Source organism: Rhizobium sp. PK7-22 (assembly GCF_056530405.1).
Map to the genome: position 1 here is coordinate 2,211,812 of NZ_CP096514.1, position 19,065 is coordinate 2,230,876.

Annotated in this window: 29 protein-coding genes; 24 read left to right on the forward strand and 5 right to left on the reverse strand. The window is 61.0% G+C overall.

Going from position 1 to position 19,065, the window contains the following annotated elements:
- Window positions 1-11 precede the first annotated feature (11 nt).
- From rplB to rplQ, 23 genes are all read left to right on the forward strand, one after another.
- Window positions 12-848 (forward strand): large ribosomal subunit protein uL2, encoded by an 837-nt coding sequence (rplB, locus tag M1E10_RS15505; RefSeq protein WP_499173738.1) that lies wholly within the window; start codon window positions 12-14, stop codon window positions 846-848.
- 15 nt (window positions 849-863) lie between these two features.
- Window positions 864-1,142, forward strand: a complete 279-nt coding sequence (gene rpsS, locus M1E10_RS15510) for a 30S ribosomal protein S19 (protein WP_112643018.1) — start codon at window positions 864-866, stop codon at window positions 1,140-1,142.
- Window positions 1,143-1,144: 2 nt separating this feature from the next.
- Window positions 1,145-1,534 (forward strand): 50S ribosomal protein L22, encoded by a 390-nt coding sequence (gene rplV / locus M1E10_RS15515; protein WP_037112434.1) that lies wholly within the window; start codon window positions 1,145-1,147, stop codon window positions 1,532-1,534.
- On the forward strand, window positions 1,534-2,268 hold the full coding sequence (rpsC, locus tag M1E10_RS15520; protein ID WP_029620130.1) for a 30S ribosomal protein S3: 735 nt from the start codon (window positions 1,534-1,536) through the stop codon (window positions 2,266-2,268). Before rplV ends, rpsC begins: the two co-directional genes overlap by 1 nt.
- A gap of 38 nt (window positions 2,269-2,306) precedes the next feature.
- Window positions 2,307-2,720 (forward strand): 50S ribosomal protein L16, encoded by a 414-nt coding sequence (gene rplP, locus M1E10_RS15525; RefSeq protein WP_029620131.1) that lies wholly within the window; start codon window positions 2,307-2,309, stop codon window positions 2,718-2,720.
- 12 nt (window positions 2,721-2,732) lie between these two features.
- Window positions 2,733-2,933 (forward strand): 50S ribosomal protein L29, encoded by a 201-nt coding sequence (gene rpmC / locus M1E10_RS15530; RefSeq protein ID WP_016553554.1) that lies wholly within the window; start codon window positions 2,733-2,735, stop codon window positions 2,931-2,933.
- Between the two features lie 12 nt (window positions 2,934-2,945).
- Complete coding sequence (gene rpsQ, locus M1E10_RS15535) at window positions 2,946-3,182, forward strand: small ribosomal subunit protein uS17 (RefSeq protein ID WP_499173739.1); 237 nt, start codon at window positions 2,946-2,948, stop codon at window positions 3,180-3,182.
- Window positions 3,183-3,414: 232 nt separating this feature from the next.
- Window positions 3,415-3,783 (forward strand): 50S ribosomal protein L14, encoded by a 369-nt coding sequence (gene rplN / locus M1E10_RS15540; protein ID WP_029620133.1) that lies wholly within the window; start codon window positions 3,415-3,417, stop codon window positions 3,781-3,783.
- A 13-nt stretch (window positions 3,784-3,796) separates the two neighbouring features.
- The gene (rplX, locus tag M1E10_RS15545; RefSeq protein WP_499173740.1) at window positions 3,797-4,105 is read left to right on the forward strand and encodes a 50S ribosomal protein L24; all 309 of its coding nucleotides are present in this window, start codon (window positions 3,797-3,799) and stop codon (window positions 4,103-4,105) included.
- Window positions 4,098-4,655 carry a 50S ribosomal protein L5 gene (rplE, locus tag M1E10_RS15550; protein WP_037112439.1) on the forward strand — a complete coding sequence of 186 codons (558 nt, stop codon included), beginning with the start codon at window positions 4,098-4,100 and terminating at the stop codon, window positions 4,653-4,655. The genes rplX and rplE overlap by 8 nt, the downstream gene beginning before the upstream one ends.
- A 33-nt stretch (window positions 4,656-4,688) precedes the next feature.
- Window positions 4,689-4,994 (forward strand): uS14 family ribosomal protein, encoded by a 306-nt coding sequence (gene rpsN / locus M1E10_RS15555; RefSeq protein ID WP_499173741.1) that lies wholly within the window; start codon window positions 4,689-4,691, stop codon window positions 4,992-4,994.
- Between the two features lie 12 nt (window positions 4,995-5,006).
- Complete coding sequence (gene rpsH / locus M1E10_RS15560) at window positions 5,007-5,405, forward strand: 30S ribosomal protein S8 (RefSeq protein WP_029620137.1); 399 nt, start codon at window positions 5,007-5,009, stop codon at window positions 5,403-5,405.
- A gap of 42 nt (window positions 5,406-5,447) precedes the next feature.
- On the forward strand, window positions 5,448-5,981 hold the full coding sequence (gene rplF / locus M1E10_RS15565) for a 50S ribosomal protein L6 (protein WP_499173742.1): 534 nt from the start codon (window positions 5,448-5,450) through the stop codon (window positions 5,979-5,981).
- A gap of 12 nt (window positions 5,982-5,993) precedes the next feature.
- Complete coding sequence (gene rplR, locus M1E10_RS15570; RefSeq protein ID WP_499173743.1) at window positions 5,994-6,356, forward strand: 50S ribosomal protein L18; 363 nt, start codon at window positions 5,994-5,996, stop codon at window positions 6,354-6,356.
- A gap of 137 nt (window positions 6,357-6,493) precedes the next feature.
- Entirely contained in the window at window positions 6,494-7,063 is a 570-nt protein-coding gene (rpsE, locus tag M1E10_RS15575; protein WP_499173744.1) for a 30S ribosomal protein S5, read from the forward strand.
- Window positions 7,064-7,074: 11 nt separating this feature from the next.
- Complete coding sequence (gene rpmD, locus M1E10_RS15580) at window positions 7,075-7,287, forward strand: 50S ribosomal protein L30 (protein WP_029620141.1); 213 nt, start codon at window positions 7,075-7,077, stop codon at window positions 7,285-7,287.
- A gap of 16 nt (window positions 7,288-7,303) precedes the next feature.
- Window positions 7,304-7,777, forward strand: a complete 474-nt coding sequence (gene rplO / locus M1E10_RS15585; RefSeq protein WP_499173745.1) for a large ribosomal subunit protein uL15 — start codon at window positions 7,304-7,306, stop codon at window positions 7,775-7,777.
- A 228-nt stretch (window positions 7,778-8,005) separates the two neighbouring features.
- Window positions 8,006-9,346: a preprotein translocase subunit SecY gene (gene secY, locus M1E10_RS15590; protein WP_499173746.1), complete on the forward strand. Its 1,341-nt coding sequence runs from the start codon at window positions 8,006-8,008 to the stop codon at window positions 9,344-9,346.
- Window positions 9,343-9,993, forward strand: a complete 651-nt coding sequence (locus M1E10_RS15595) for a nucleoside monophosphate kinase (RefSeq protein WP_499173747.1) — start codon at window positions 9,343-9,345, stop codon at window positions 9,991-9,993. Before secY ends, M1E10_RS15595 begins: the two co-directional genes overlap by 4 nt.
- 241 nt (window positions 9,994-10,234) lie before the next feature.
- Window positions 10,235-10,603 carry a 30S ribosomal protein S13 gene (gene rpsM, locus M1E10_RS15600; RefSeq protein WP_499173748.1) on the forward strand — a complete coding sequence of 123 codons (369 nt, stop codon included), beginning with the start codon at window positions 10,235-10,237 and terminating at the stop codon, window positions 10,601-10,603.
- A 133-nt stretch (window positions 10,604-10,736) separates the two neighbouring features.
- A complete protein-coding gene (rpsK, locus tag M1E10_RS15605) occupies window positions 10,737-11,126 on the forward strand; it encodes a 30S ribosomal protein S11 (RefSeq protein WP_007766864.1) in 390 nt (129 codons plus the stop codon).
- A gap of 174 nt (window positions 11,127-11,300) precedes the next feature.
- Entirely contained in the window at window positions 11,301-12,311 is a 1,011-nt protein-coding gene (locus M1E10_RS15610) for a DNA-directed RNA polymerase subunit alpha (RefSeq protein ID WP_029620146.1), read from the forward strand.
- A gap of 44 nt (window positions 12,312-12,355) precedes the next feature.
- Window positions 12,356-12,781, forward strand: a complete 426-nt coding sequence (gene rplQ, locus M1E10_RS15615) for a bL17 family ribosomal protein (protein WP_499173749.1) — start codon at window positions 12,356-12,358, stop codon at window positions 12,779-12,781.
- A 123-nt stretch (window positions 12,782-12,904) separates the two neighbouring features.
- Here rplQ and M1E10_RS15620 read toward each other — a convergent pair whose 3' ends face one another.
- The 4 genes from M1E10_RS15620 to msrP all read right to left on the reverse strand — a co-directional run bounded on the left by M1E10_RS15620 (window position 12,905) and on the right by msrP (window position 16,501).
- A complete protein-coding gene (locus M1E10_RS15620; RefSeq protein WP_499173750.1) occupies window positions 12,905-14,002 on the reverse strand; it encodes a glycosyltransferase family 4 protein in 1,098 nt (365 codons plus the stop codon).
- A 183-nt stretch (window positions 14,003-14,185) separates the two neighbouring features.
- On the reverse strand, window positions 14,186-14,767 hold the full coding sequence (locus M1E10_RS15625) for a YqaA family protein (protein WP_499173751.1): 582 nt from the start codon (window positions 14,765-14,767) through the stop codon (window positions 14,186-14,188).
- Window positions 14,768-14,909: 142 nt separating this feature from the next.
- Complete coding sequence (msrQ, locus tag M1E10_RS15630; protein WP_499173752.1) at window positions 14,910-15,560, reverse strand: protein-methionine-sulfoxide reductase heme-binding subunit MsrQ; 651 nt, start codon at window positions 15,558-15,560, stop codon at window positions 14,910-14,912.
- Window positions 15,560-16,501, reverse strand: coding sequence for a protein-methionine-sulfoxide reductase catalytic subunit MsrP (gene msrP, locus M1E10_RS15635; RefSeq protein ID WP_499173753.1), 942 nt, complete (start codon window positions 16,499-16,501; stop codon window positions 15,560-15,562). The genes msrQ and msrP overlap by 1 nt, the downstream gene beginning before the upstream one ends.
- Window positions 16,502-16,733: 232 nt before the next feature.
- Here msrP and ilvD point away from each other — a divergent pair, with 232 nt between their 5' ends.
- Window positions 16,734-18,569 (forward strand): dihydroxy-acid dehydratase, encoded by a 1,836-nt coding sequence (gene ilvD / locus M1E10_RS15640; RefSeq protein ID WP_499173754.1) that lies wholly within the window; start codon window positions 16,734-16,736, stop codon window positions 18,567-18,569.
- Between the two features lie 17 nt (window positions 18,570-18,586).
- Here ilvD and M1E10_RS15645 read toward each other — a convergent pair whose 3' ends face one another.
- Window positions 18,587-18,973: a lysozyme inhibitor LprI family protein gene (locus tag M1E10_RS15645; protein WP_499173755.1), complete on the reverse strand. Its 387-nt coding sequence runs from the start codon at window positions 18,971-18,973 to the stop codon at window positions 18,587-18,589.
- Between the last annotated feature and the right edge of the window lie 92 nt (window positions 18,974-19,065).

Sequence of the window (19,065 nt, forward strand, 5' to 3'; positions counted from 1 at the left end):
GGAACAGAAAAATGGCATTGAAAAGCTACAATCCGACGTCTCCGAGCCAGCGCCAGCTGGTCATCGTCGACCGGTCTGGCCTTCACAAGGGCAAGCCGGTCAAGGCGCTGACGGAAGGTCTCTCCAAGAGCGGCGGTCGTAACAACCTTGGTCGCATCACCGCCCGCTTCATCGGCGGCGGTCACAAGCGTACCTATCGCCTGATCGACTTCAAGCGTCGCAAGTTCAACGTTGAAGGCACGGTCGAGCGTCTGGAATACGATCCGAACCGCACCGCATTCATCGCCCTCATCAAGTATGAAGACGGTGAACTGGCATACATCCTCGCTCCGCAGCGCCTTGCTGCCGGCGACAAGGTCATTGCCTCCGACAAGGCCGTCGATGTAAAGCCGGGCAACACCATGCCTCTGCAGTACGTCCCGGTTGGCTCGATCGTTCACAACGTCGAGATGAAGCCTGGCAAGGGCGGTCAGATCGCGCGTTCGGCCGGCACCTACGTGCAGCTGGTCGGTCGTGACCAGGGCATGGCCATCCTTCGCCTGAACTCGGGCGAGCAGCGTCTCGTACCAGGCTCGTGCCTCGCCACTGTCGGCGCGGTGTCGAACCCGGACCACGGCAACATCAACGACGGCAAGGCCGGTCGTACCCGCTGGCGCGGCAAGACCCCGCATAACCGCGGTGTCGTCATGAACCCCGTCGACCACCCGCACGGCGGTGGTGAAGGCCGCACTTCGGGTGGTCGTCACCCAGTCAGCCCGTGGGGCAAGCCAACCAAGGGCAAGCGGACACGTTCGAACAAGTCGACCGACAAGTTCATCATGCGTTCGCGCCACCAGCGCAAGAAGTAAGAGAGGTAGTCAGGAATGGCTCGTTCAGTATGGAAAGGCCCGTTTGTTGACGGCTATCTTCTCAAGAAGGCTGAGAAGGTTCGTGAAGGCGGACGGAGCGAAGTGATCAAGATGTGGAGCCGCCGTTCCACCATCCTGCCGCAGTTCGTCGGTCTGACGTTCGGCGTCTACAACGGCAGCAAGCACATCCCGGTCAGCGTCAACGAAGACATGGTCGGTCACAAGTTCGGTGAGTTCTCGCCCACGCGTACCTACTATGGTCACGGCGCGGACAAGAAGGCGAAGAGGAAGTAACCATGGCGAAGGCAAAGACCGAACGCCGGCTGAAGGACAACGAGGCGCAGGCAGTTGCTCGCACCATCCGCGTCAGCCCGCAGAAGCTCAACCTGGTTGCCGCCATGATCCGTGGCAAGAAGGTCGAACGCGCGCTCGCAGACCTCGAGTTCTCTCGCAAGCGTATCGCCGGCACGGTGAGGAAGACTCTCGAGTCCGCCATCGCCAACGCCGAGAACAACCATGACCTCGACGTCGACTCCCTGATCGTATCGGAAGCCTACGTCGGCAAGTCGATCGTCATGAAGCGCTTCCACGCTCGCGGTCGCGGCCGCGCTTCTCGCATTGAGAAGCCTTTCGCGCACCTCACGATCGTCGTGCGCGAAGTCGAGGAAAAAGGGGAGGCCGCATAATGGGTCAGAAAATCAATCCAATCGGTTTCCGCCTCGGCATTAACCGCACCTGGGACAGCCGTTGGTTCGCCGACAATGCCGAATACGGCAAGCTGCTGCACGAGGATCTGAAGATCCGCGCCTATCTGATGTCCGAGCTGAAGCAGGCCGGTATCGCCAAGGTGGTCATCGAGCGTCCGCACAAGAAGTGCCGCGTCACGATCCACTCGGCACGTCCGGGCCTGATCATCGGCAAGAAGGGCGCAGACATCGAGAAGCTTCGCAAGAAGATCTCGACGATGACGAATTCGGAAACGCATCTCAACATCGTTGAAGTGCGCAAGCCCGAAGTCGACGCCACTCTGGTTGCCCAGGGCATTGCCCAGCAGCTCGAGCGCCGTATCGCCTTCCGTCGTGCGATGAAGCGTGCCGTCCAGTCAGCGATGCGTCTGGGTGCCGAAGGCATCAGGATCACCTGCGCCGGCCGTCTCGGCGGTGCAGAAATCGCCCGTACCGAATGGTATCGTGAAGGCCGCGTGCCGCTTCACACGCTGCGCGCCGACATCGATTACGGGACGGCGGAAGCCGAAACCGCATTCGGTATCTGCGGCATCAAGGTCTGGATCTTCAAGGGCGAAATCCTTGAGCACGATCCGATGGCTTCCGAACGCCGCGCTCTCGAAGGTGACGCACAGGGTCCCGCAAGCCGTGGTGATCGTGGCGACCGTGGCGATCGTCGTCGCGAAAATGCTTGATTAGCGCTGGCGAAAGATAAGCTCGGAGAAGTAAGAAAATGTTGCAGCCAAAGCGTACAAAGTTCCGGAAGCAGTTCAAGGGACGGATCAAGGGCGTTGCCAAGGGCGGATTTGATCTGGCCTTCGGTGAATTCGGCCTCAAGGCTCAGGAGCCTAACCGCGTCAACGCTCGCGAGATCGAAGCCGCTCGTCGTGCCATCACGCGCTACATGAAGCGCGCCGGCCGTGTGTGGATCCGCGTCTTCCCGGACGTTCCGGTCACAGCCAAGCCGACGGAAGTCCGCATGGGTAAGGGTAAGGGTTCGGTCGAATACTGGGCTTGCAAGGTCAAGCCCGGCCGGATGATGTTCGAGATCGATGGTGTGTCCGAGGAGATTGCCCGTGAGGCGCTTCGTCTCGGCTCCGCCAAGCTCTCGGTGAAGACGCGCTTCGTTCAGCGCATCGCAGAGTAAGGAGAAGGCACGATGAAAGCCGAAGAAGTTCGCGGCCTCACGGCCGACCAGCTCAAGGACAAGCTCGCCGACCTCAAGAAGGAGCAGTTCAACCTGCGCTTCCAGAAGGCCACCGGACAGCTCGAGAAGTCCTCGCGCGTCAATGAAGTCCGCAAGGACATCGCCCGCGTCAAAACCATTGCCCGCCAGAAGGCGGCAGAAGCAAAGGCCTAAAGGAAGAACAATATGCCGAAACGCATTCTGCAGGGCGTCGTAGTTTCCGACAAGAACGAGAAGACCGTTGTTGTCCGCATCGAGCGCCGATTCGCGCACCCGCTGCTTCAGAAGACGGTCCGCCGTTCCAAGAAGTACAAGGCGCACGACGAGAACAATCAGTACAAGGTCGGTGACGTGGTTTCCATCCAGGAATGCGCCCCGATTTCCAAGGATAAGTGCTGGACGGTGATTTCCGCCCACGCTTAATTGCAGTCATTTGCGCCAGGCTCTTGCTTCTGGCGTAGATTTCTGTATGAAGCACGCCATCGGCGCAGGACGCTCGGCAACGAGCGTTCTTTTGCTTTGAGCGCAGGGAAGGTCCTTTTGAGGAAACCACCTTGGCAAGATCCGTCCCGCGCACAATGAAATTCTGTCCATAAGCCGGATCGGGGCGTTCGCGCGCCCGGTCGTTCCGGTCATTAGAAAAAGGCGACCTGAAATGATTCAGATGCAAACAAACCTCGACGTGGCGGATAATTCCGGCGCACGTCGTGTCATGTGCATCAAGGTGCTGGGCGGCTCCAAGCGCAAGTACGCCTCGGTCGGCGACGTCATCGTCGTCTCGATCAAGGAAGCTATTCCGCGTGGCCGCGTGAAGAAGGGCGATGTGATGAAGGCGGTGGTTGTGCGTACCGCCAAGGACATTCGTCGCGCCGACGGCAGCGTCATCCGCTTCGACAACAACGCGGCGGTGCTAATCGATAACAAGAAAGAGCCGATCGGTACCCGTATCTTCGGACCGGTTCCGCGCGAACTTCGCGCCAAGAACCACATGAAGATCATCTCGCTGGCTCCAGAAGTACTGTAAGGGAGCGATACCGATGCAGAAGATCCGCAAGGGCGACAGTGTCGTCGTATTGACCGGCAAGGACAAGGGCCGTACCGGCGAAGTCCTCCAGGTTATGCCGAAGGAAGATCGCGCACTCGTGCGCGGTATCAACATGGTGAAGCGCCACCAGCGTCAGACGCAGACGCAGGAAGCCGGCATCATCAACAAGGAAGCATCCATTCACCTGTCGAACCTCGCGGTTGCCGCGAAGGATGGCAAGCCGACCCGCGTCGGCTTCCAGGTTGTCGACGGGAAGAAGGTGCGAGTTGCCAAGCGTACGGGAGATCTGATCGATGGCTGAGGCGAAGTATGAGCCGCGGCTCAAGACGGAATATGTATCCCGCATCCGCGGTGCGCTGAAGGAAGAGTTTTCCTTCGCCAACGAGATGATGATCCCCAAGCTCGAGAAGATCGTCATCAACATGGGCGTGGGCGAGGCAACTGCCGATTCCAAGAAGCCCACCGTTGCTGCGGCGGATCTTGCCGCGATCTCCGGCCAGAAGGCCGTGATCACCAAGGCACGCAACTCCATCGCTGGCTTCAAGGTCCGCGAAGGCATGCCGATCGGCGCCAAGGTTACCCTGCGCGGCGCACGCATGTACGAATTCCTCGACCGCCTGATCAACATCGCGCTTCCGCGCGTTCGCGACTTTCGCGGCCTGAACCCGAAGAGCTTTGACGGCCGTGGCAACTTCGCCATGGGCATCAAGGAACACATCGTGTTCCCTGAGATCAACTACGACAAGGTTGATCAGATGTGGGGCATGGACATCATCGTTTGCACGACGGCCAAGGCCGACGACGAAGCCCGGGCTCTCCTCAGAGAGTTCAACTTCCCGTTCCGTCAGTAACCGTAACGACGAGCGTAGAAAAGGAACTTCGATATGGCGAAGACTAGCGCAGTTGAAAAGAACAAGCGCCGCCGCAAGACAGTTGCCACCCAGGCTGCAAAGCGTGCGACCTTGAAGGCAACCATCATGAACCAGGGGCTCTCGATCGAAGAGCGCTTCCAGGCAACACTGACTCTTGCCTCGCTGCCGCGCGATGGCTCCAAGACCCGCATCCGTAACCGTTGCGAAGTCACTGGCCGTCCGCGCGCATTCTATCGCAAGCTCAAGATGTCGCGTATCGCGCTTCGTGAGCTGGGCAATTCCGGCAAAGTGCCGGGTATCGTCAAGTCGAGCTGGTAAGGAGACAGTTAGATGACCATGACTGATCCGTTGGGCGATATGCTCACCCGCATCCGCAATGGTGCCGCTCGCCGCAAGACTTCGGTGACGACGCCTGCCTCCAGACTGCGCGCACGCGTTCTCGACGTGCTCCAGGCTGAAGGCTACATCCGCGGCTATTCCCAGACCGATTACGGTAACGGCAAGTCCGAGATCGAAATCGAGCTGAAGTACTACGAAGGCGCGTCGGTGATCCGTGAGATCGGCCGCGTGTCCAAGCCGGGCCGCCGAGTTTATGTCTCGGTGAAGTCCATTCCGCAGGTCGCGAACGGCCTCGGCATCACCATCCTTTCGACTCCGAAGGGTGTGATGGCCGATCACCAGGCTCGCGAACAGAACGTTGGTGGCGAGGTTCTTTGCTCTGTCTTCTAAGACAGGGCAGGGATCTCCATAGCGAACAGACAGGACAACAAAATGTCTCGTATCGGTAAGAAGCCCGTTCCGGTTCCTGCTGGAGTTACGGCCTCGGTTGATGGCCAGAGAGTGACTGCCAAGGGCCCGAAGGGTGAACTTTTCTTCGTTGCAAACGACGAAGTGAAGGTTGAATACAAAGACGACGGCGTGTCGGTGACCCCGGTCAACGACAGCAAGGACGCCCGCTCCAAGTGGGGCATGTCCCGGACGATGATTGAAAACATCTTCAAGGGCGTGAAAGACGGTTTCGAGCGCAAGCTTGAGATCAACGGCGTCGGTTACCGTGCCGCTCTGCAGGGCAAGAACCTGCAACTGGCACTCGGTTTCAGCCATGACGTCGTCTACGAACCCCCGCAGGGGATTTCGATTGCCGTGCCGAAGCCGACGGAAATCATCGTCACCGGCATTAACAAGCAGCAGGTCGGTCAGGTTGCAGCGGAAATCCGCGAATACCGCGGTCCGGAGCCCTACAAGGGCAAGGGCGTCAAGTACGCCGAGGAACGGATCATCCGCAAGGAAGGCAAGAAGAAGTAAGGATCACGCGATATGGCTAGCAGGAAACAAGCACTTGCAAAGCGCGCGAGCCGCGTGCGCCGCCAGATTAAGGCGGTTGCCAACGGCCGTCCGCGCCTGTCGGTTCATCGCTCGTCGAAGAACATCTATGTCCAGGTCATTGACGACGTGGCCGGCCGCACGCTTGCAGCCGCCTCCACGCTCGACACGGATCTGCGCTCGAAGCTCAAGACCGGCGCTGACGTTGAAGCAGCGTCCGCCGTCGGCAAGCTGGTGGCGGAGCGGGCGACCAAGGCCGGTGTAACGGAAGTCGTGTTCGATCGCGGCGCCTTCATCTATCACGGCCGCATCAAGGCCCTGGCAGAAGCCGCCCGCGAAGGCGGACTGAGCTTCTAAGAATTTTCGCCCGGCCGCCTCGTTGAGGGGTGGCCGGGCGAAAGACGGTTCAACCGTCATCATCAGTCGTCCCGCCCGGTGGGTGGTTGGCTCCCGAAATCGCCCGTTGCACCCGGAAAAGAAAAAGGAAAAGGACAATGGCACAAGAAAGAAGAGGTTCTCGCGACGATCGCCAGAACCGCGACGATCGCGATAGCGAATTCGTCGACAAGTTGGTCGCGATCAACCGCGTCGCCAAGGTCGTCAAGGGCGGCCGTCGTTTCGGCTTCGCTGCTCTCGTCGTCGTCGGCGACCAGAAGGGCCGCGTTGGCTTCGGTCACGGCAAGGCACGCGAAGTGCCGGAAGCCATCCGCAAGGCAACCGAGTCCGCCAAGCGCGACCTGATCTTCGTACCGCTGCGCGACGGCCGTACGCTGCACCACGACCTCAACGGCCGCCACGGCGCCGGCAAGGTTCTGCTGCGTGCCGCCAAGGCCGGTACCGGCATCATCGCTGGTGGCCCGATGCGCGCCGTCTTCGAAACGCTCGGCGTCAGTGACGTTGTTGCGAAGTCGACCGGTTCGTCGAACCCGTACAACATGGTTCGCGCCACTTTCGACGCTCTGAAGCATCAGGTGCATCCGAAGGACGTCGCAGCTCAGCGTGGCCTCAAGTATGCTACGCTTCAGGCTCGCCGCGCCGCTTCCGGCATTGCTTCGGAAGAATAAGGAGAGCGATCATGGCCAAAAAAGCCACTCAGGCAGAAGCCAACAAGACGGTTACGGTCGAGCAGATCGGTAGCCCCATCCGCCGCCCGGCTGTACAGCGTGCAACGCTGATCGGTCTCGGCCTCAACAAGATGCACCGGGTCAGCACCCTGGAGGATACTCCTTCGGTTCGTGGCATGATCCGTGCTGTCCAGCATCTCGTTCGCGTCGTCGACGAGAAGTGAGACGGGGGAAGTCATCATGAAACTGAATGAACTCAAAGACAACGAAGGTTCGACCAAGAACCGTAAGCGCGTTGGTCGCGGTATCGGTTCGGGCACGGGCAAGACCGGTGGTCGCGGCGTGAAGGGCCAGAAGGCTCGCTCCGGCGTGTCCGTCAACGGCTTCGAAGGCGGCCAGATGCCGATCTATCGTCGTCTGCCCAAGCGCGGCTTCAACAACATCTTCTCGTCGGATTTCGTGACCGTGTCGCTCGGTCGTATCCAGACGGCGATCGATGCCGAGAAGCTCGACCCCAAGGCAACGATCGACGCCGCAGCCCTGAAGGCTGCCGGCGTGATCCGTCGCCCGCGGGACGGCGTCCGCATCCTGTCGGACGGTGAACTGACTGCCAAGGTCACGATCGAAGCCGCCGGCGCCTCCAAGGCTGCCGTCGAGAAGATCGAGAAGTCCGGCAGCACCATCAAGCTTCCGGCAGCACCTGCTGCCGAATAAGCCGTATAAATCGCCCGGCGTGCTTCACACCGGGCGATTTTGCTCCCATATGTGAGCCTCACGATTCTGGGACCGGCCGCTACGGTCGCGCTTTCCGGAACCATACGGAAAACAGGGTGAGGCACTGGTTGCGTCCCGCGCTCCCCGCCCGTTTTCATAAACTGAATTCAGACTGCTTTCCGGGCTTGGCGCCTTCCCGCCGCCGGAATTGGTCAGGCGGAGAAATGCATGGCTTCTGCAGCGGAACAACTTGCCTCCAATCTCAATTTTTCGACCTTCGCTAAGGCGGAGGATCTCAAGAAGCGGCTGTGGTTTACGCTGGCAGCCCTCCTGGTCTACCGGCTGGGAACGCATATCCCGCTGCCCGGACTAAATCCGGAAGCCTACGCTCAGGCCTTCAGCGGCCAGGCAGGCGGTATTCTCGGCCTCTTCAACATGTTTGCCGGCGGCGCCGTCGAGCGCATGGCGATCTTCGCGCTCGGCATCATGCCCTATATCTCCGCGTCGATCATCGTGCAGCTGATGACGTCGGTCGTCCCCTCGCTCGAAGCGTTGAAGAAGGAAGGCGAACAGGGCCGCAAGGTCATCAACCAGTACACCCGTTACGGCACCGTTCTGCTCGGCACGCTGCAGGCCTATGGCATTGCCGCAGGTCTGGAGAGCGGCAACGGTCTGGTTCTTGATCCCGGCTGGTTCTTCCGGATCACCACGGTCGTCACGCTTCTGGGCGGCACCATGTTCCTGATGTGGCTTGGTGAGCAGATCACCGCCCGCGGCATCGGCAACGGCATCTCGCTGATCATCTTTGCCGGCATCGCTGCAGGCTTGCCGACGGCATTTGCAGGCACGCTGGAACTCGGACGGACGGGCGCACTGTCGACCGCGCTGATCCTTCTGGTGATTCTGGTGGCCATCGGCGTCATCACCCTGATCGTCTTCGTCGAGCGCGCCCAGCGCAGGCTTCTGATCCAGTATCCGAAGCGCCAGGTGGGCAACCGCATGTTCCAGGGCGACACTTCGCATCTGCCGCTGAAGCTCAACACCGCAGGCGTGATCCCGGCGATCTTTGCATCCTCGCTTCTTCTTCTGCCGGCGACGGCTGCAGGTTTCGCAAACAGTGCCGAGCTTCCAAGCTGGGCAACGACGGTGATCGCCGCACTTGGCCACGGTCAGCCTGCGTTCATGGTGCTCTACGGCATGCTGATTGCCTTCTTCGCTTTCTTCTATACGGCGATCGTCTTCAATCCGAAGGACACCGCCGATAACCTGAAGAAACATGGCGGCTTCATCCTGGGCATTCGACCGGGCGAGCGGACCGCCGACTACATCGACTACGTTCTCACCCGAATCACCGTGATCGGCGCGGTCTACCTCGTCTTCGTCTGCATCCTGCCTGAGCTGTTGATCGCCCGGACTGGGGTGCCATTAGCCCTTGGTGGTACTTCGCTTTTGATCGTGGTCAGTGTAACCCTTGATACGGTCGCACAGATCCAGGGTCACCTGATTGCTCAGCAGTACGAGGGGTTGATCAAGAAGTCGAAACTGCGTGGAGGAAAGAGGGGACGATGAGACTGATACTTTTGGGACCGCCGGGCGCGGGCAAGGGGACCCAGGCCCAGCGGATCGTGGACAAGCACGGAATTCCGCAGCTATCCACCGGCGACATGCTGCGGGCGGCTGTGGTGGCACAGACGGACGTCGGCAAGCGCGCCAAGGAAGTCATGGACGCCGGTAAGCTGGTCTCCGATGACATCGTCATCGCCATCGTGTCCGAGCGAATCGACCAGCCCGACTGTGCCAATGGCTTCATTCTCGATGGTTTTCCCAGGACGCTCGTCCAGGCGGATGCCACCGAGAAGATGCTGAAGGACAAGGGTCAGGAATTGTCGGCCATCATCGAGCTGAAGGTCGACGACAAGGAACTGGTTCGTCGCGTGTCCGGTCGCTACTCCTGCGCACAGTGCGGGGCGGTCTATCATGACAGCGACAAGAAGCCTGCTGTCGAAGGCGTCTGCGACAAATGCGGTTCCACCCATTTCAAGCGCCGCCCGGACGACAATGCCGAGACGATGACCCATCGTCTCGAGGTCTACTACAAGGAAACCTCGCCGCTGATCGGCTACTACTACGCCAAGGGCAGCTTGCAGACCGTAGACGGCATGGCGGATATGGATGTCGTGACGGCAGACATAGAGAACATCCTCGCCGCTCTCTGAGAGGGGCGGCGGCTTGTTAAAGAATCTTGGCGGGGTCGGTTGCTATTTTCGACTGATTCCGCTAAACCCCGCGCCAACTCGCGACATCATATGCGATCGGTGCGGATTTCCCGATAAGGGTGTCCGGGTCCGGTCGTTTGACTGTTCCGGATAATCGTTCGAACTGGCGGTCGCATCGCGGCTGCTCTCATGGAAGAAGTACCACTTGCCGGATGGCAACTGGAACGCAAGGAGAATAGGCGTGGCACGTATCGCTGGCGTCAACATCCCGACTGCGAAGCGCGTTGTTATCGCGTTGACGTATATTCACGGGATCGGGGCAAAATTCGCACAGGAAATCGTCGAGAAGGTCGGTATTCCGGCTGAACGTCGCGTTCATCAGCTGACGGACGCAGAAGTTCTGCAGATCCGCGAAACCATCGACCGCGATTACCAGGTCGAAGGCGACCTTCGTCGCGAGACCTCGATGAACATCAAGCGTCTGATGGACCTTGGTTGCTACCGTGGCCTGCGCCACCGTCGCGGCCTTCCGGTCCGTGGTCAGCGCACGCACACCAATGCCCGCACCCGCAAGGGTCCGGCAAAGGCGATTGCCGGTAAGAAGAAGTAATTTCCCGGTTCTCCGGGTGGGAGAGGCTGGCGCTCGCTCGCTGGCCTCTTTTTAAGTTTGGTGCCGGGCGCAAGCCTGGCTCCGGTGGAGCCGCTGGAACTACGGCGGTGACGAGATCAACGAAAGGAAGACCATGGCCAAGGAAGCCACACGCGTCCGCCGTCGCGAACGCAAAAATATCACGTCGGGCGTTGCCCACGTCAATTCGACCTTCAACAACACCATGATCACCATCACTGACGCGCAGGGCAATGCCATTGCCTGGTCGTCTGCTGGCGCGAAGGGTTTCAAGGGTTCGCGCAAGTCGACCCCGTTCGCCGCCCAGATCGCTGCTGAAGACTGCGCCAAGAAGGCCCAGGAACATGGCATGAAGTCGCTGGAAGTCGAAGTTTGCGGCCCAGGTTCCGGTCGTGAGTCGGCTCTGCGCGCTCTGCAGGCCGCTGGCTTCATGATCACCTCGATCCGTGACGTGACCCCGATCCCGCACAATGGTTGCCGTCCGCGCAAGAAGCGCCGCGTCTAATCAGCGGATGCGCCGGCGGTTCAGCCAGGCTGCATTGAACTTGAGTAATGCCGCCTCACTTCGTTCGCGAAGTCTGGCGGTTTTGCCGTACCGCCGAAGGGCATTGTCTCGCTCGGTGCTTCTCATGCTCGGTTGCCACGATTGGATGGTGGCAACGAACGGAAGGTTTAAAACATGATCCAGAAGAACTGGCAGGAACTGATCAAGCCGAACAAGGTGGAGTTCACCTCGTCCGGCCGCACGAAGGTGAACCTCGTCGCAGAACCGCTTGAGCGGGGCTTCGGCTTGACGCTCGGCAACGCTCTGCGCCGGGTGCTTTTGTCGTCGCTGCGCGGTGCTGCTGTTACCGCCGTCCAGATCGACGGCGTCCTGCACGAATTCTCCTCCATCCCGGGCGTCCGGGAAGATGTGACGGACATCGTGCTCAACATCAAGGAAATCGCCATCAAGATGGATGGCGACGACGCAAAGCGCATGGTTGTGCGCAAGCAGGGTCCAGGTTCCGTCACCGCCGGCGACATTCAGACGGTCGGCGACATCGAGATCCTGAACCCCGACCACGTCATCTGCACCCTCGATGAGGGCGCGGAAATCCGCATGGAATTCACGGTCAACAACGGCAAGGGCTATGTTCCTGCCGATCGCAACCGTGCTGAAGACGCTCCGATCGGTCTTATCCCGGTCGACAGCCTCTACTCGCCGGTCAAGAAAGTGTCCTACAAGGTGGAAAACACCCGCGAAGGCCAGGTTCTCGACTACGACAAGCTGACCATGACCATCGAGACCGATGGCTCGGTCACCGGCGAAGATGCGGTTGCCTTCGCTGCCCGTATCCTCCAGGACCAGCTCTCGGTTTTCGTCAACTTCGACGAGCCGCAGAAGGAAGCCGAAGAGGAGTCGGTCACCGAACTGGCGTTCAACCCGGCGCTCCTCAAGAAGGTCGACGAACTGGAACTTTCGGTCCGGTCCGCGAACTGCCTGAAGAACGACAACATCGTCTACATCGGCGATCTCATCCAGAAGACCGAGGCGGAAATGCTGCGCACTCCGAATTTCGGTCGCAAGTCGCTGAACGAGATCAAGGAAGTTCTGGCATCCATGGGCCTCCATCTCGGTATGGAAGTTCCCGCCTGGCCGCCGGAAAACATCGAAGACCTCGCCAAGCGTTACGAAGACCAGTACTAACCATTAGACTGCAGGCGGATGCCTGCAAGTAAAGGAGACCAGAGATGCGCCACCAGAAAGCCGGTCGCAAGCTCAACCGCACTGCCAGCCACCGCAAGGCCATGTTTGCCAACATGGCTGCCTCGCTGATCACGCATGAGCAGATCCTCACCACCTTGCCGAAGGCCAAGGAAATCCGTCCGATCGTCGAAAAGCTTGTCACGCTTGGCAAGCGCGGCGACCTGCACGCTCGCCGCCAGGCGATCTCGCAGATCCAGGATCAGGATGCCGTCCGCAAGCTGTTCGACGCCATCGCCTCGCGCTACGCAACCCGCAATGGCGGGTACCTGCGTATCATGAAGGCTGGCTTCCGCCAGGGCGATAATGCACCGATGGCCGTGATCGAGTTCGTCGAGCGCGACGTCAACGCCAAGGGCGCAGCCGACAAGGTTCGCCACGCGGCTGAGATGGAAGCTGCCGAAGCCGCATAATCCTCCATTTCGATGGAAGAGCATAGGAAGCCGGGTGGAAGCGCCCGGCTTCTTTGCGTTTGGAGATATGAACGCTGGCGTAGGCGGGTGAGGCTCGAGGGGTGGAACCGGTCATCCTTGGCCTCAAGCGGCCCCGTGCTTCCTGGCAGATGCCAGAACCTCCACCAGCGCCGTCTTCTCCGCAGTATGCCGTGACTGCAGACGCGCAAATTGTTCGCGTGACGTCCCCGCGATCTCCCCGCGAGATCTCGTCTTCAGAAGGCCGGCCAGTTGTCCCGTCGCCTGCGAAAAAGCCTCAGGCCCGCCCCTCGGCTCGACCACGATACAGGAGGGCGCGTCGAGGTCCGAGGGGATGCAGCAGAGACCGAAGGCCACGATCGGAAGACCGGCGGCCAGGGCTTCCAGATTGACGATGCCTTGGGTCTCGTTGGCGTAGGTGGAGGGGAACAGGAAGATGTCGATCATCTCGAAGAAGGACGTCTTCCGGTCGCCATAGACGGGGCCGAGATAGAGAAGCTTGTCCTGGAATTCCCGCGTCGCCGCCGCCACCACCTGCCGTGAAGCCTCGTCGTTACAGGGACCGGCCAGCACGAGCTTGTCCGCCTGACCGCGCGCCAGGGCCTCCCGGAATACGTCGATAGCAAGATGGACGCCCTTCTCCGTCGTCAGGTTGCTGAGGAAGCCGAAGGTGACCGAGGTGCGCTCCCCACGCGGCAGTTCCGCAAGTCTCGCGTCCACGGACCCGATATTGCTGTATTCCAGGGTTCTCGTGATGCGCGGATAGGCCTTCTTCAGCTGCGTGCTCATCGCCGGGCAGATCGTGACGTGCCGCGCAGCGGGGCCGGCGAGAGCCGAGAGGGCCTTCATCCTGAAGACCCGCTTGCCCACATGCGCAAAGGTGTGGTGATGGAGGACGATCGTCTTGCCCGTTGCGCGCGCCGCAAGCGCCATCAGTGCCGTCAGATACATGCCCTTGTTCGCACCGACCGAGATATAGGCGCAGGGCTCGCGACCAAGAATGCAGGCAAGACCCGCCCGCAGGTGCGCCACGCCTCGGCGTAGTTTCTGGGTCACCGGTGCCCCGCCGCTTCCGGCTCCAAGGTCGATCGTCCTGAGCTGCAGTCCAAAATTGAGGAGTTGCTCCTGGACCGTTCGAGTCGCAATTGCCTGTCCGTGCACCGGCGGCGGCAAGGGGCCGATAAAGATCAAGTTCGGGACCATGGTGTACACCCAGGCAGAGTAATCGCTGCCACTCTGGTTTCGGCGAATGTTTCTCGAATGTCTACCGTGAATTTCCTTAAGATTAGATCTGCATCGGTGGAATAGGCGGTAGTCGAAATCCACGACGGTTCTCGATTTGCAATCCTCTCCTCGGGAAATCTCGAAGTGCCTACTCCCGACTACTCACACCAGGTATCTCACCGCAACGAACCCGCCGAGCAACGCGGCCACTCCGAGCGTGAACACGAGCCCCAGGCGCTTCTCGATGAAGTCGCGTACCGGCGGCCCCACCAGGTAGAGAAGGCCTGCCACCGCATAGAAGCGGCCCCCGCGTGCGATCACGCTGAAGATCAGGAACGTCGCAATGTTGAGCTGGGTAGCGCCGCTTGCGATCGTGATGATCTTGAAGGGGAAGGGGGTCAGTCCGGCGATCAGGACGATCCAGGCGCCCCATGCATTGTAGCGCTCCGCAAATTCCTCGAACTTGCCGCCGTAGCCATAGAGCTCCAGAACGGGCTGTGCGACCTGGTCGAAGAGAAAGGCGCCGATGAAGTAGCCCGCGAGCGCGCCGAGGACGGATGCGAACGTGCAGATGAAGGCAAACCGCCAGGCCTTGGATCGGTCCGACAGGACCATGGGTATCAGCAGGGTATCGGGGGGAATCGGAAAGAAGGAGCTTTCGGTGAAGGAGACGGCGCCGAGCGCGTATTCCGCATGCGGCTTTGCGGCGAGCCGCATTGTCCTGTCATAAAGCGCCTGGAGCACGGGTATTCCTTTCGCTGATCCGCGACGAACGCACGGGATGTCCGCCACCGCATCCTGCGCCGGCTGGCGGGGGGTATTGCAGACCCTTTTGTGAAAGAAAAGCCCCGGCGCAGGCCGACGCGGAAGAAGGAGCAGGGACCGGTCAGATGGACGACCGTGACGCCCGGGCGTTCGCAGACTTGCCACGCTTCCACGCAAGGTAGGGCTTGCGCAGCGGCCGGTAGAGCAGCAACAGCGCGACCAGCCCAATGTGGATGAACGGGCCGACAGTCAGGGACTTGATCGCCAGGAGGTAGTGGAGCGCGCCGCCGAGCGCCACTGGATAGATCAACTGGTGAAGCTGGCTCCAGCGCTGGCCGAGGCGCCGGATCGACCAGCTGTTGGAGGTGACCGCCAGAGGCACCAGCGAGACGAGGCAGACCATGCCGATGGTGATATAGGGCCGTTTGACGATATCGCCGGCAATGGAGCTGAAGTCGAGGCCGCGGTCGAGGATCAGCCAGACGGAGAAGTGCATCACGACGTAGTAGAACACCAGGAGGCCGAGCGCCCGGCGGTAGCGCAGCCAGTTGATGCCGGCAAAGTCGCGCAGCGGCGTGACCGCCAGCGTCGCGATCAGGAAGCGCAGCGCCCAGATGCCCAGCAGGTGTTCGAAGGTCTTGACCGGATTGACGCCGAGCCCGCCGGTGGCTCCCTGGTAGAAGTACCAGGCCGCCGGACAAAGGCCGACGACATAGAGTGCCCAGATGCTTGCCCCGTGCAGCTTGCGGGGCAGGGTCGGAATCAACGCCATCAGAAGTTCGCCTTGAGGTCCATTCCCTCGTAGAGGCTGGCAACCTCGTCGGCATAGCCGTTGAAGGGAAGGGTGGGGCGGTTGGCGACGGAGAAGAAGCCGCCTTCGCCGATCCGCTGTTCCGTCGCCTGGCTCCAGCGCGGGTGATCGACGGCCGGATTGACGTTGGAGTAGAAGCCATACTCGCGGGCGTTGGAATTCTTCCAGGTGGTCGCCGGCTGCTCCTCGACAAGCGAGATCTTGACGATCGACTTGATGCCCTTGAAGCCGTATTTCCACGGCACGACGAGCCGGATCGGCGCACCGTTCTGGTTGGGCAGCGTCTCGCCGTAGAGCCCGACGGCGAGGATGGTCAGCGGATGGCGCGCTTCGTCGAGACGCAGCCCTTCGATGTAGGGCCATTCCAGCGGCTGCAGGAAGCCCGTCTGGCCGGGCATTTCCTCCGGACGCACCACAGTCTCGAAGGCGACGTATTTGGCGCTGCCGAGCGGCTCCACCTGGTCGAGGAGCGCCGACAGCGGAAAGCCGATCCAGGGAATGACCATCGACCAGCCCTCGACGCAGCGCATCCAGTAGGTCCTGTCTTCGAGCTGCATCTTCATCAGCTCGTCGATGTCGAATTCGCGCGGCTTGCCGACCAGACCGTCCACTTTCACGGACCAGGGAAGCGGCTTGAAGTTGCCGGAGTTCTCGGCCGGATCGCTCTTGGCGGTCCCAAACTCGTAGAAGTTGTTGTAGGTGGTGACGGCCTCTTTCGGCGTCAGCGTCTCGTCGGTCGAAAAGCGGCTCGAAGCGGCGGTGAGCGGCGCAGCGAGCGCCGATCCGGCGCCGGCCATCACGAAGCCGGCCGCTGCGGTGCCCATGAACTTGCGCCGCGACATGTAGATGTCGCGCGGAGTGATCTCGGAGGCGGCGATATGGGGCGGGCGATAGACGGACATGACAGTCTCCTTCGGAGCGGCTTTGTCTGCTATACGTAACGCGAGACGGATTAGTTTCACAGCACCGGCCTGAAATCTCCCGCCCACGTTTGCGTGAGCCTCCGGCAGGGCGTACCGGTTTTGCCCCGCCTGATAGTGACACTTCGAGCCCCTTGGAGTAGGAAAGCCGAGAAAACCGGGCTGTGCCGCACGTGCAGAGCGCGCCCGAAATACAAGATCGAGGAAGAAAAGCATGCCTGTTTATCGTTCCAGAACCACGACCCACGGCCGCAACATGGCAGGTGCGCGCGGCCTGTGGCGCGCCACCGGCATGAAGGATGGCGATTTCGGCAAGCCCATCATCGCGGTGGTGAATTCCTTCACGCAATTCGTGCCGGGCCACGTCCACCTCAAGGACCTCGGCCAGCTCGTAGCCCGCGAGATCGAGGCCGCCGGTGGCGTGGCCAAGGAGTTCAACACCATCGCCGTCGACGACGGCATCGCGATGGGTCATGACGGCATGCTCTATTCGCTGCCGTCGCGTGAAATCATCTCCGATTCGGTTGAATACATGGTCAACGCGCATTGCGCGGATGCCATGGTCTGCATCTCCAACTGCGACAAGATCACCCCGGGCATGCTCAGCGCCGCGATGCGCCTCAACATTCCGGCCGTCTTCGTGTCCGGCGGTCCGATGGAGGCCGGCAAGGTCGTGCTCCAGGGCAAGACTGTCGCGCTCGACCTTGTCGATGCCATGGTCGCCGCAGCCGATGATTCCATGTCAGACGCCGATGTTCAGGCGATCGAGCGCGCCGCCTGTCCGACCTGCGGATCCTGCTCTGGGATGTTTACCGCCAACTCCATGAACTGCCTGACGGAAGCGCTCGGCTTGTCCTTGCCTGGCAACGGCTCGACGCTCGCCACCCATTCGGATCGCAAGCGCCTCTTCGTCGAGGCCGGCCACCTGATCGTCGATCTGGCGCGCCGCCACTACGAGCAGGACGACTACAGCGTTCTGCCGCGCTCGATTGCGACCAAGGAAGCATTCGAAAATGCCATGGCCCTCGATATTGCCATGGGCGGTTCCACCAACACCGTTCTTCATATTCTTGCGGCCGCCTACGAGGGTGACGTCGATTTTACGCTCGACGACATCGACCGCCTGTCACGCAAGGTGCCCTGCCTGTCCAAGGTGGCTCCGGCCAAGAGCGACGTCCACATGGAAGACGTGCACCGTGCCGGCGGCATCATGCGCATCCTCGGCGAGCTCGAACGGGGTGGCCTGATCAACCGCGACTGCAAGATCGTCCATGAAGCGACACTGGGCGACGCCATCGATCGTTGGGATATCACCCGCACCAACAGCGAGATGGTTCGCACCTTCTTCAAGGCGGCCCCTGGGGGCGTACCCACCCAGGTTGCCTTCTCGCAGTCTTCGCGCTGGGACGATCTGGACACCGACAGCGACAAGGGCGTCATCCGTTCCGTCAAGAACCCCTTCTCGAAGGATGGCGGGCTTGCTGTTCTCTACGGCAATATCGCGCTCGACGGCTGCATCGTGAAGACGGCGGGCGTCGACGAATCGATCCTGAAGTTCACCGGTCCGGCGCGCGTCTTCGAAAGTCAGGATGCCTCGGTGAAGGCGATCCTCAACAACGAGGTCGTGGCCGGCGATGTCGTCGTGATCCGCTACGAAGGCCCCAAGGGCGGTCCCGGCATGCAGGAAATGCTCTATCCGACGAGCTATCTGAAGTCGAAGGGCCTCGGCAAGGCTTGCGCCCTGATCACCGACGGCCGTTTCTCCGGCGGCACCTCGGGCCTTTCCATCGGCCACGCCTCGCCGGAAGCCGCCAACGGTGGTGCCATCGGCCTGGTACGCGAAGGCGACATGATCGAGATCGACATCCCCAACCGCACCATCAACCTCTTGGTTCCCGACTCGGAGATTGCGCACCGCCGCACCGAGCAGGACAAGCTCGGCTGGAAGCCCGTGGCGCCGCGCAAGCGTAACGTCACCACGGCCCTGAAAGCCTACGCCGCCTTCGCCTCCAGCGCCGACAAGGGCGCCGTGCGCATCCTGCCGGAGTAGGGAGGGGCTTAAGAAATCTACTGCGGCCGGGGCAGGCCGTTGAAGGTTTCTGTCAGCACCGTCATCCGCGCATCATAGGCGGACTGGATGCAGGCGACGTCTGCGCCGCAGGCCTGGGGTTGCGTAAGCCAGGTCGTCTGGTCGTCCTGCATGGTGCCGCGGGCGCCCATGGCCAGCAGGCTGGAGAGGATGTCGAAGGTCGTCACCATCTTCACGTCGGCATCGTTGAGCGCCCGGGTGTCGCAGATGGCCTGCTCGTCGGCTGCAAGATCCTCTTTCTCGCAATCGAAGCTCGCCGCCGCAGCCGTCGAGCGGCCGGGAAGGCCTCCCGTCGAGAGGGAAAGGGCGAGCGCGATTGCGCCGACCGACAGCGCTCGGCCATATTGGGAACGAAAACGGGGCATCAATATTCTCCAGTGGTTCCATTGAGGAAAGCGCGGGTGCATGAACTGCATCGACGCGCCGCTTTCCTTTCTGACGTTCCGCGTTAAAAATC

Coding starts and splice junctions, on each gene's coding strand:
- rplO (WP_499173745.1), top strand. CDS start 7,304: ATGAAACTGAATGAACTCAAAGACAACGAAGGTTCGACCAAGAACCGT.
- M1E10_RS15620 (WP_499173750.1), bottom strand. CDS start 14,002: ATGGTCCCGAACTTGATCTTTATCGGCCCCTTGCCGCCGCCGGTGCAC.
- rpsH (WP_029620137.1), top strand. CDS start 5,007: ATGACCATGACTGATCCGTTGGGCGATATGCTCACCCGCATCCGCAAT.
- ilvD (WP_499173754.1), top strand. CDS start 16,734: ATGCCTGTTTATCGTTCCAGAACCACGACCCACGGCCGCAACATGGCA.
- rpsC (WP_029620130.1), top strand. CDS start 1,534: ATGGGTCAGAAAATCAATCCAATCGGTTTCCGCCTCGGCATTAACCGC.
- rpsS (WP_112643018.1), top strand. CDS start 864: ATGGCTCGTTCAGTATGGAAAGGCCCGTTTGTTGACGGCTATCTTCTC.
- rpsE (WP_499173744.1), top strand. CDS start 6,494: ATGGCACAAGAAAGAAGAGGTTCTCGCGACGATCGCCAGAACCGCGAC.
- rplF (WP_499173742.1), top strand. CDS start 5,448: ATGTCTCGTATCGGTAAGAAGCCCGTTCCGGTTCCTGCTGGAGTTACG.
- msrQ (WP_499173752.1), bottom strand. CDS start 15,560: ATGGCGTTGATTCCGACCCTGCCCCGCAAGCTGCACGGGGCAAGCATC.
- rplE (WP_037112439.1), top strand. CDS start 4,098: ATGGCTGAGGCGAAGTATGAGCCGCGGCTCAAGACGGAATATGTATCC.
- M1E10_RS15645 (WP_499173755.1), bottom strand. CDS start 18,973: ATGCCCCGTTTTCGTTCCCAATATGGCCGAGCGCTGTCGGTCGGCGCA.
- rpmD (WP_029620141.1), top strand. CDS start 7,075: ATGGCCAAAAAAGCCACTCAGGCAGAAGCCAACAAGACGGTTACGGTC.
- rplQ (WP_499173749.1), top strand. CDS start 12,356: ATGCGCCACCAGAAAGCCGGTCGCAAGCTCAACCGCACTGCCAGCCAC.
- secY (WP_499173746.1), top strand. CDS start 8,006: ATGGCTTCTGCAGCGGAACAACTTGCCTCCAATCTCAATTTTTCGACC.
- msrP (WP_499173753.1), bottom strand. CDS start 16,501: ATGTCCGTCTATCGCCCGCCCCATATCGCCGCCTCCGAGATCACTCCG.
- rplB (WP_499173738.1), top strand. CDS start 12: ATGGCATTGAAAAGCTACAATCCGACGTCTCCGAGCCAGCGCCAGCTG.
- rplV (WP_037112434.1), top strand. CDS start 1,145: ATGGCGAAGGCAAAGACCGAACGCCGGCTGAAGGACAACGAGGCGCAG.
- rpsQ (WP_499173739.1), top strand. CDS start 2,946: ATGCCGAAACGCATTCTGCAGGGCGTCGTAGTTTCCGACAAGAACGAG.
- M1E10_RS15595 (WP_499173747.1), top strand. CDS start 9,343: ATGAGACTGATACTTTTGGGACCGCCGGGCGCGGGCAAGGGGACCCAG.
- rpsN (WP_499173741.1), top strand. CDS start 4,689: ATGGCGAAGACTAGCGCAGTTGAAAAGAACAAGCGCCGCCGCAAGACA.
- rpmC (WP_016553554.1), top strand. CDS start 2,733: ATGAAAGCCGAAGAAGTTCGCGGCCTCACGGCCGACCAGCTCAAGGAC.
- rpsK (WP_007766864.1), top strand. CDS start 10,737: ATGGCCAAGGAAGCCACACGCGTCCGCCGTCGCGAACGCAAAAATATC.
- rplX (WP_499173740.1), top strand. CDS start 3,797: ATGCAGAAGATCCGCAAGGGCGACAGTGTCGTCGTATTGACCGGCAAG.
- rplP (WP_029620131.1), top strand. CDS start 2,307: ATGTTGCAGCCAAAGCGTACAAAGTTCCGGAAGCAGTTCAAGGGACGG.
- rplN (WP_029620133.1), top strand. CDS start 3,415: ATGATTCAGATGCAAACAAACCTCGACGTGGCGGATAATTCCGGCGCA.
- rplR (WP_499173743.1), top strand. CDS start 5,994: ATGGCTAGCAGGAAACAAGCACTTGCAAAGCGCGCGAGCCGCGTGCGC.
- M1E10_RS15610 (WP_029620146.1), top strand. CDS start 11,301: ATGATCCAGAAGAACTGGCAGGAACTGATCAAGCCGAACAAGGTGGAG.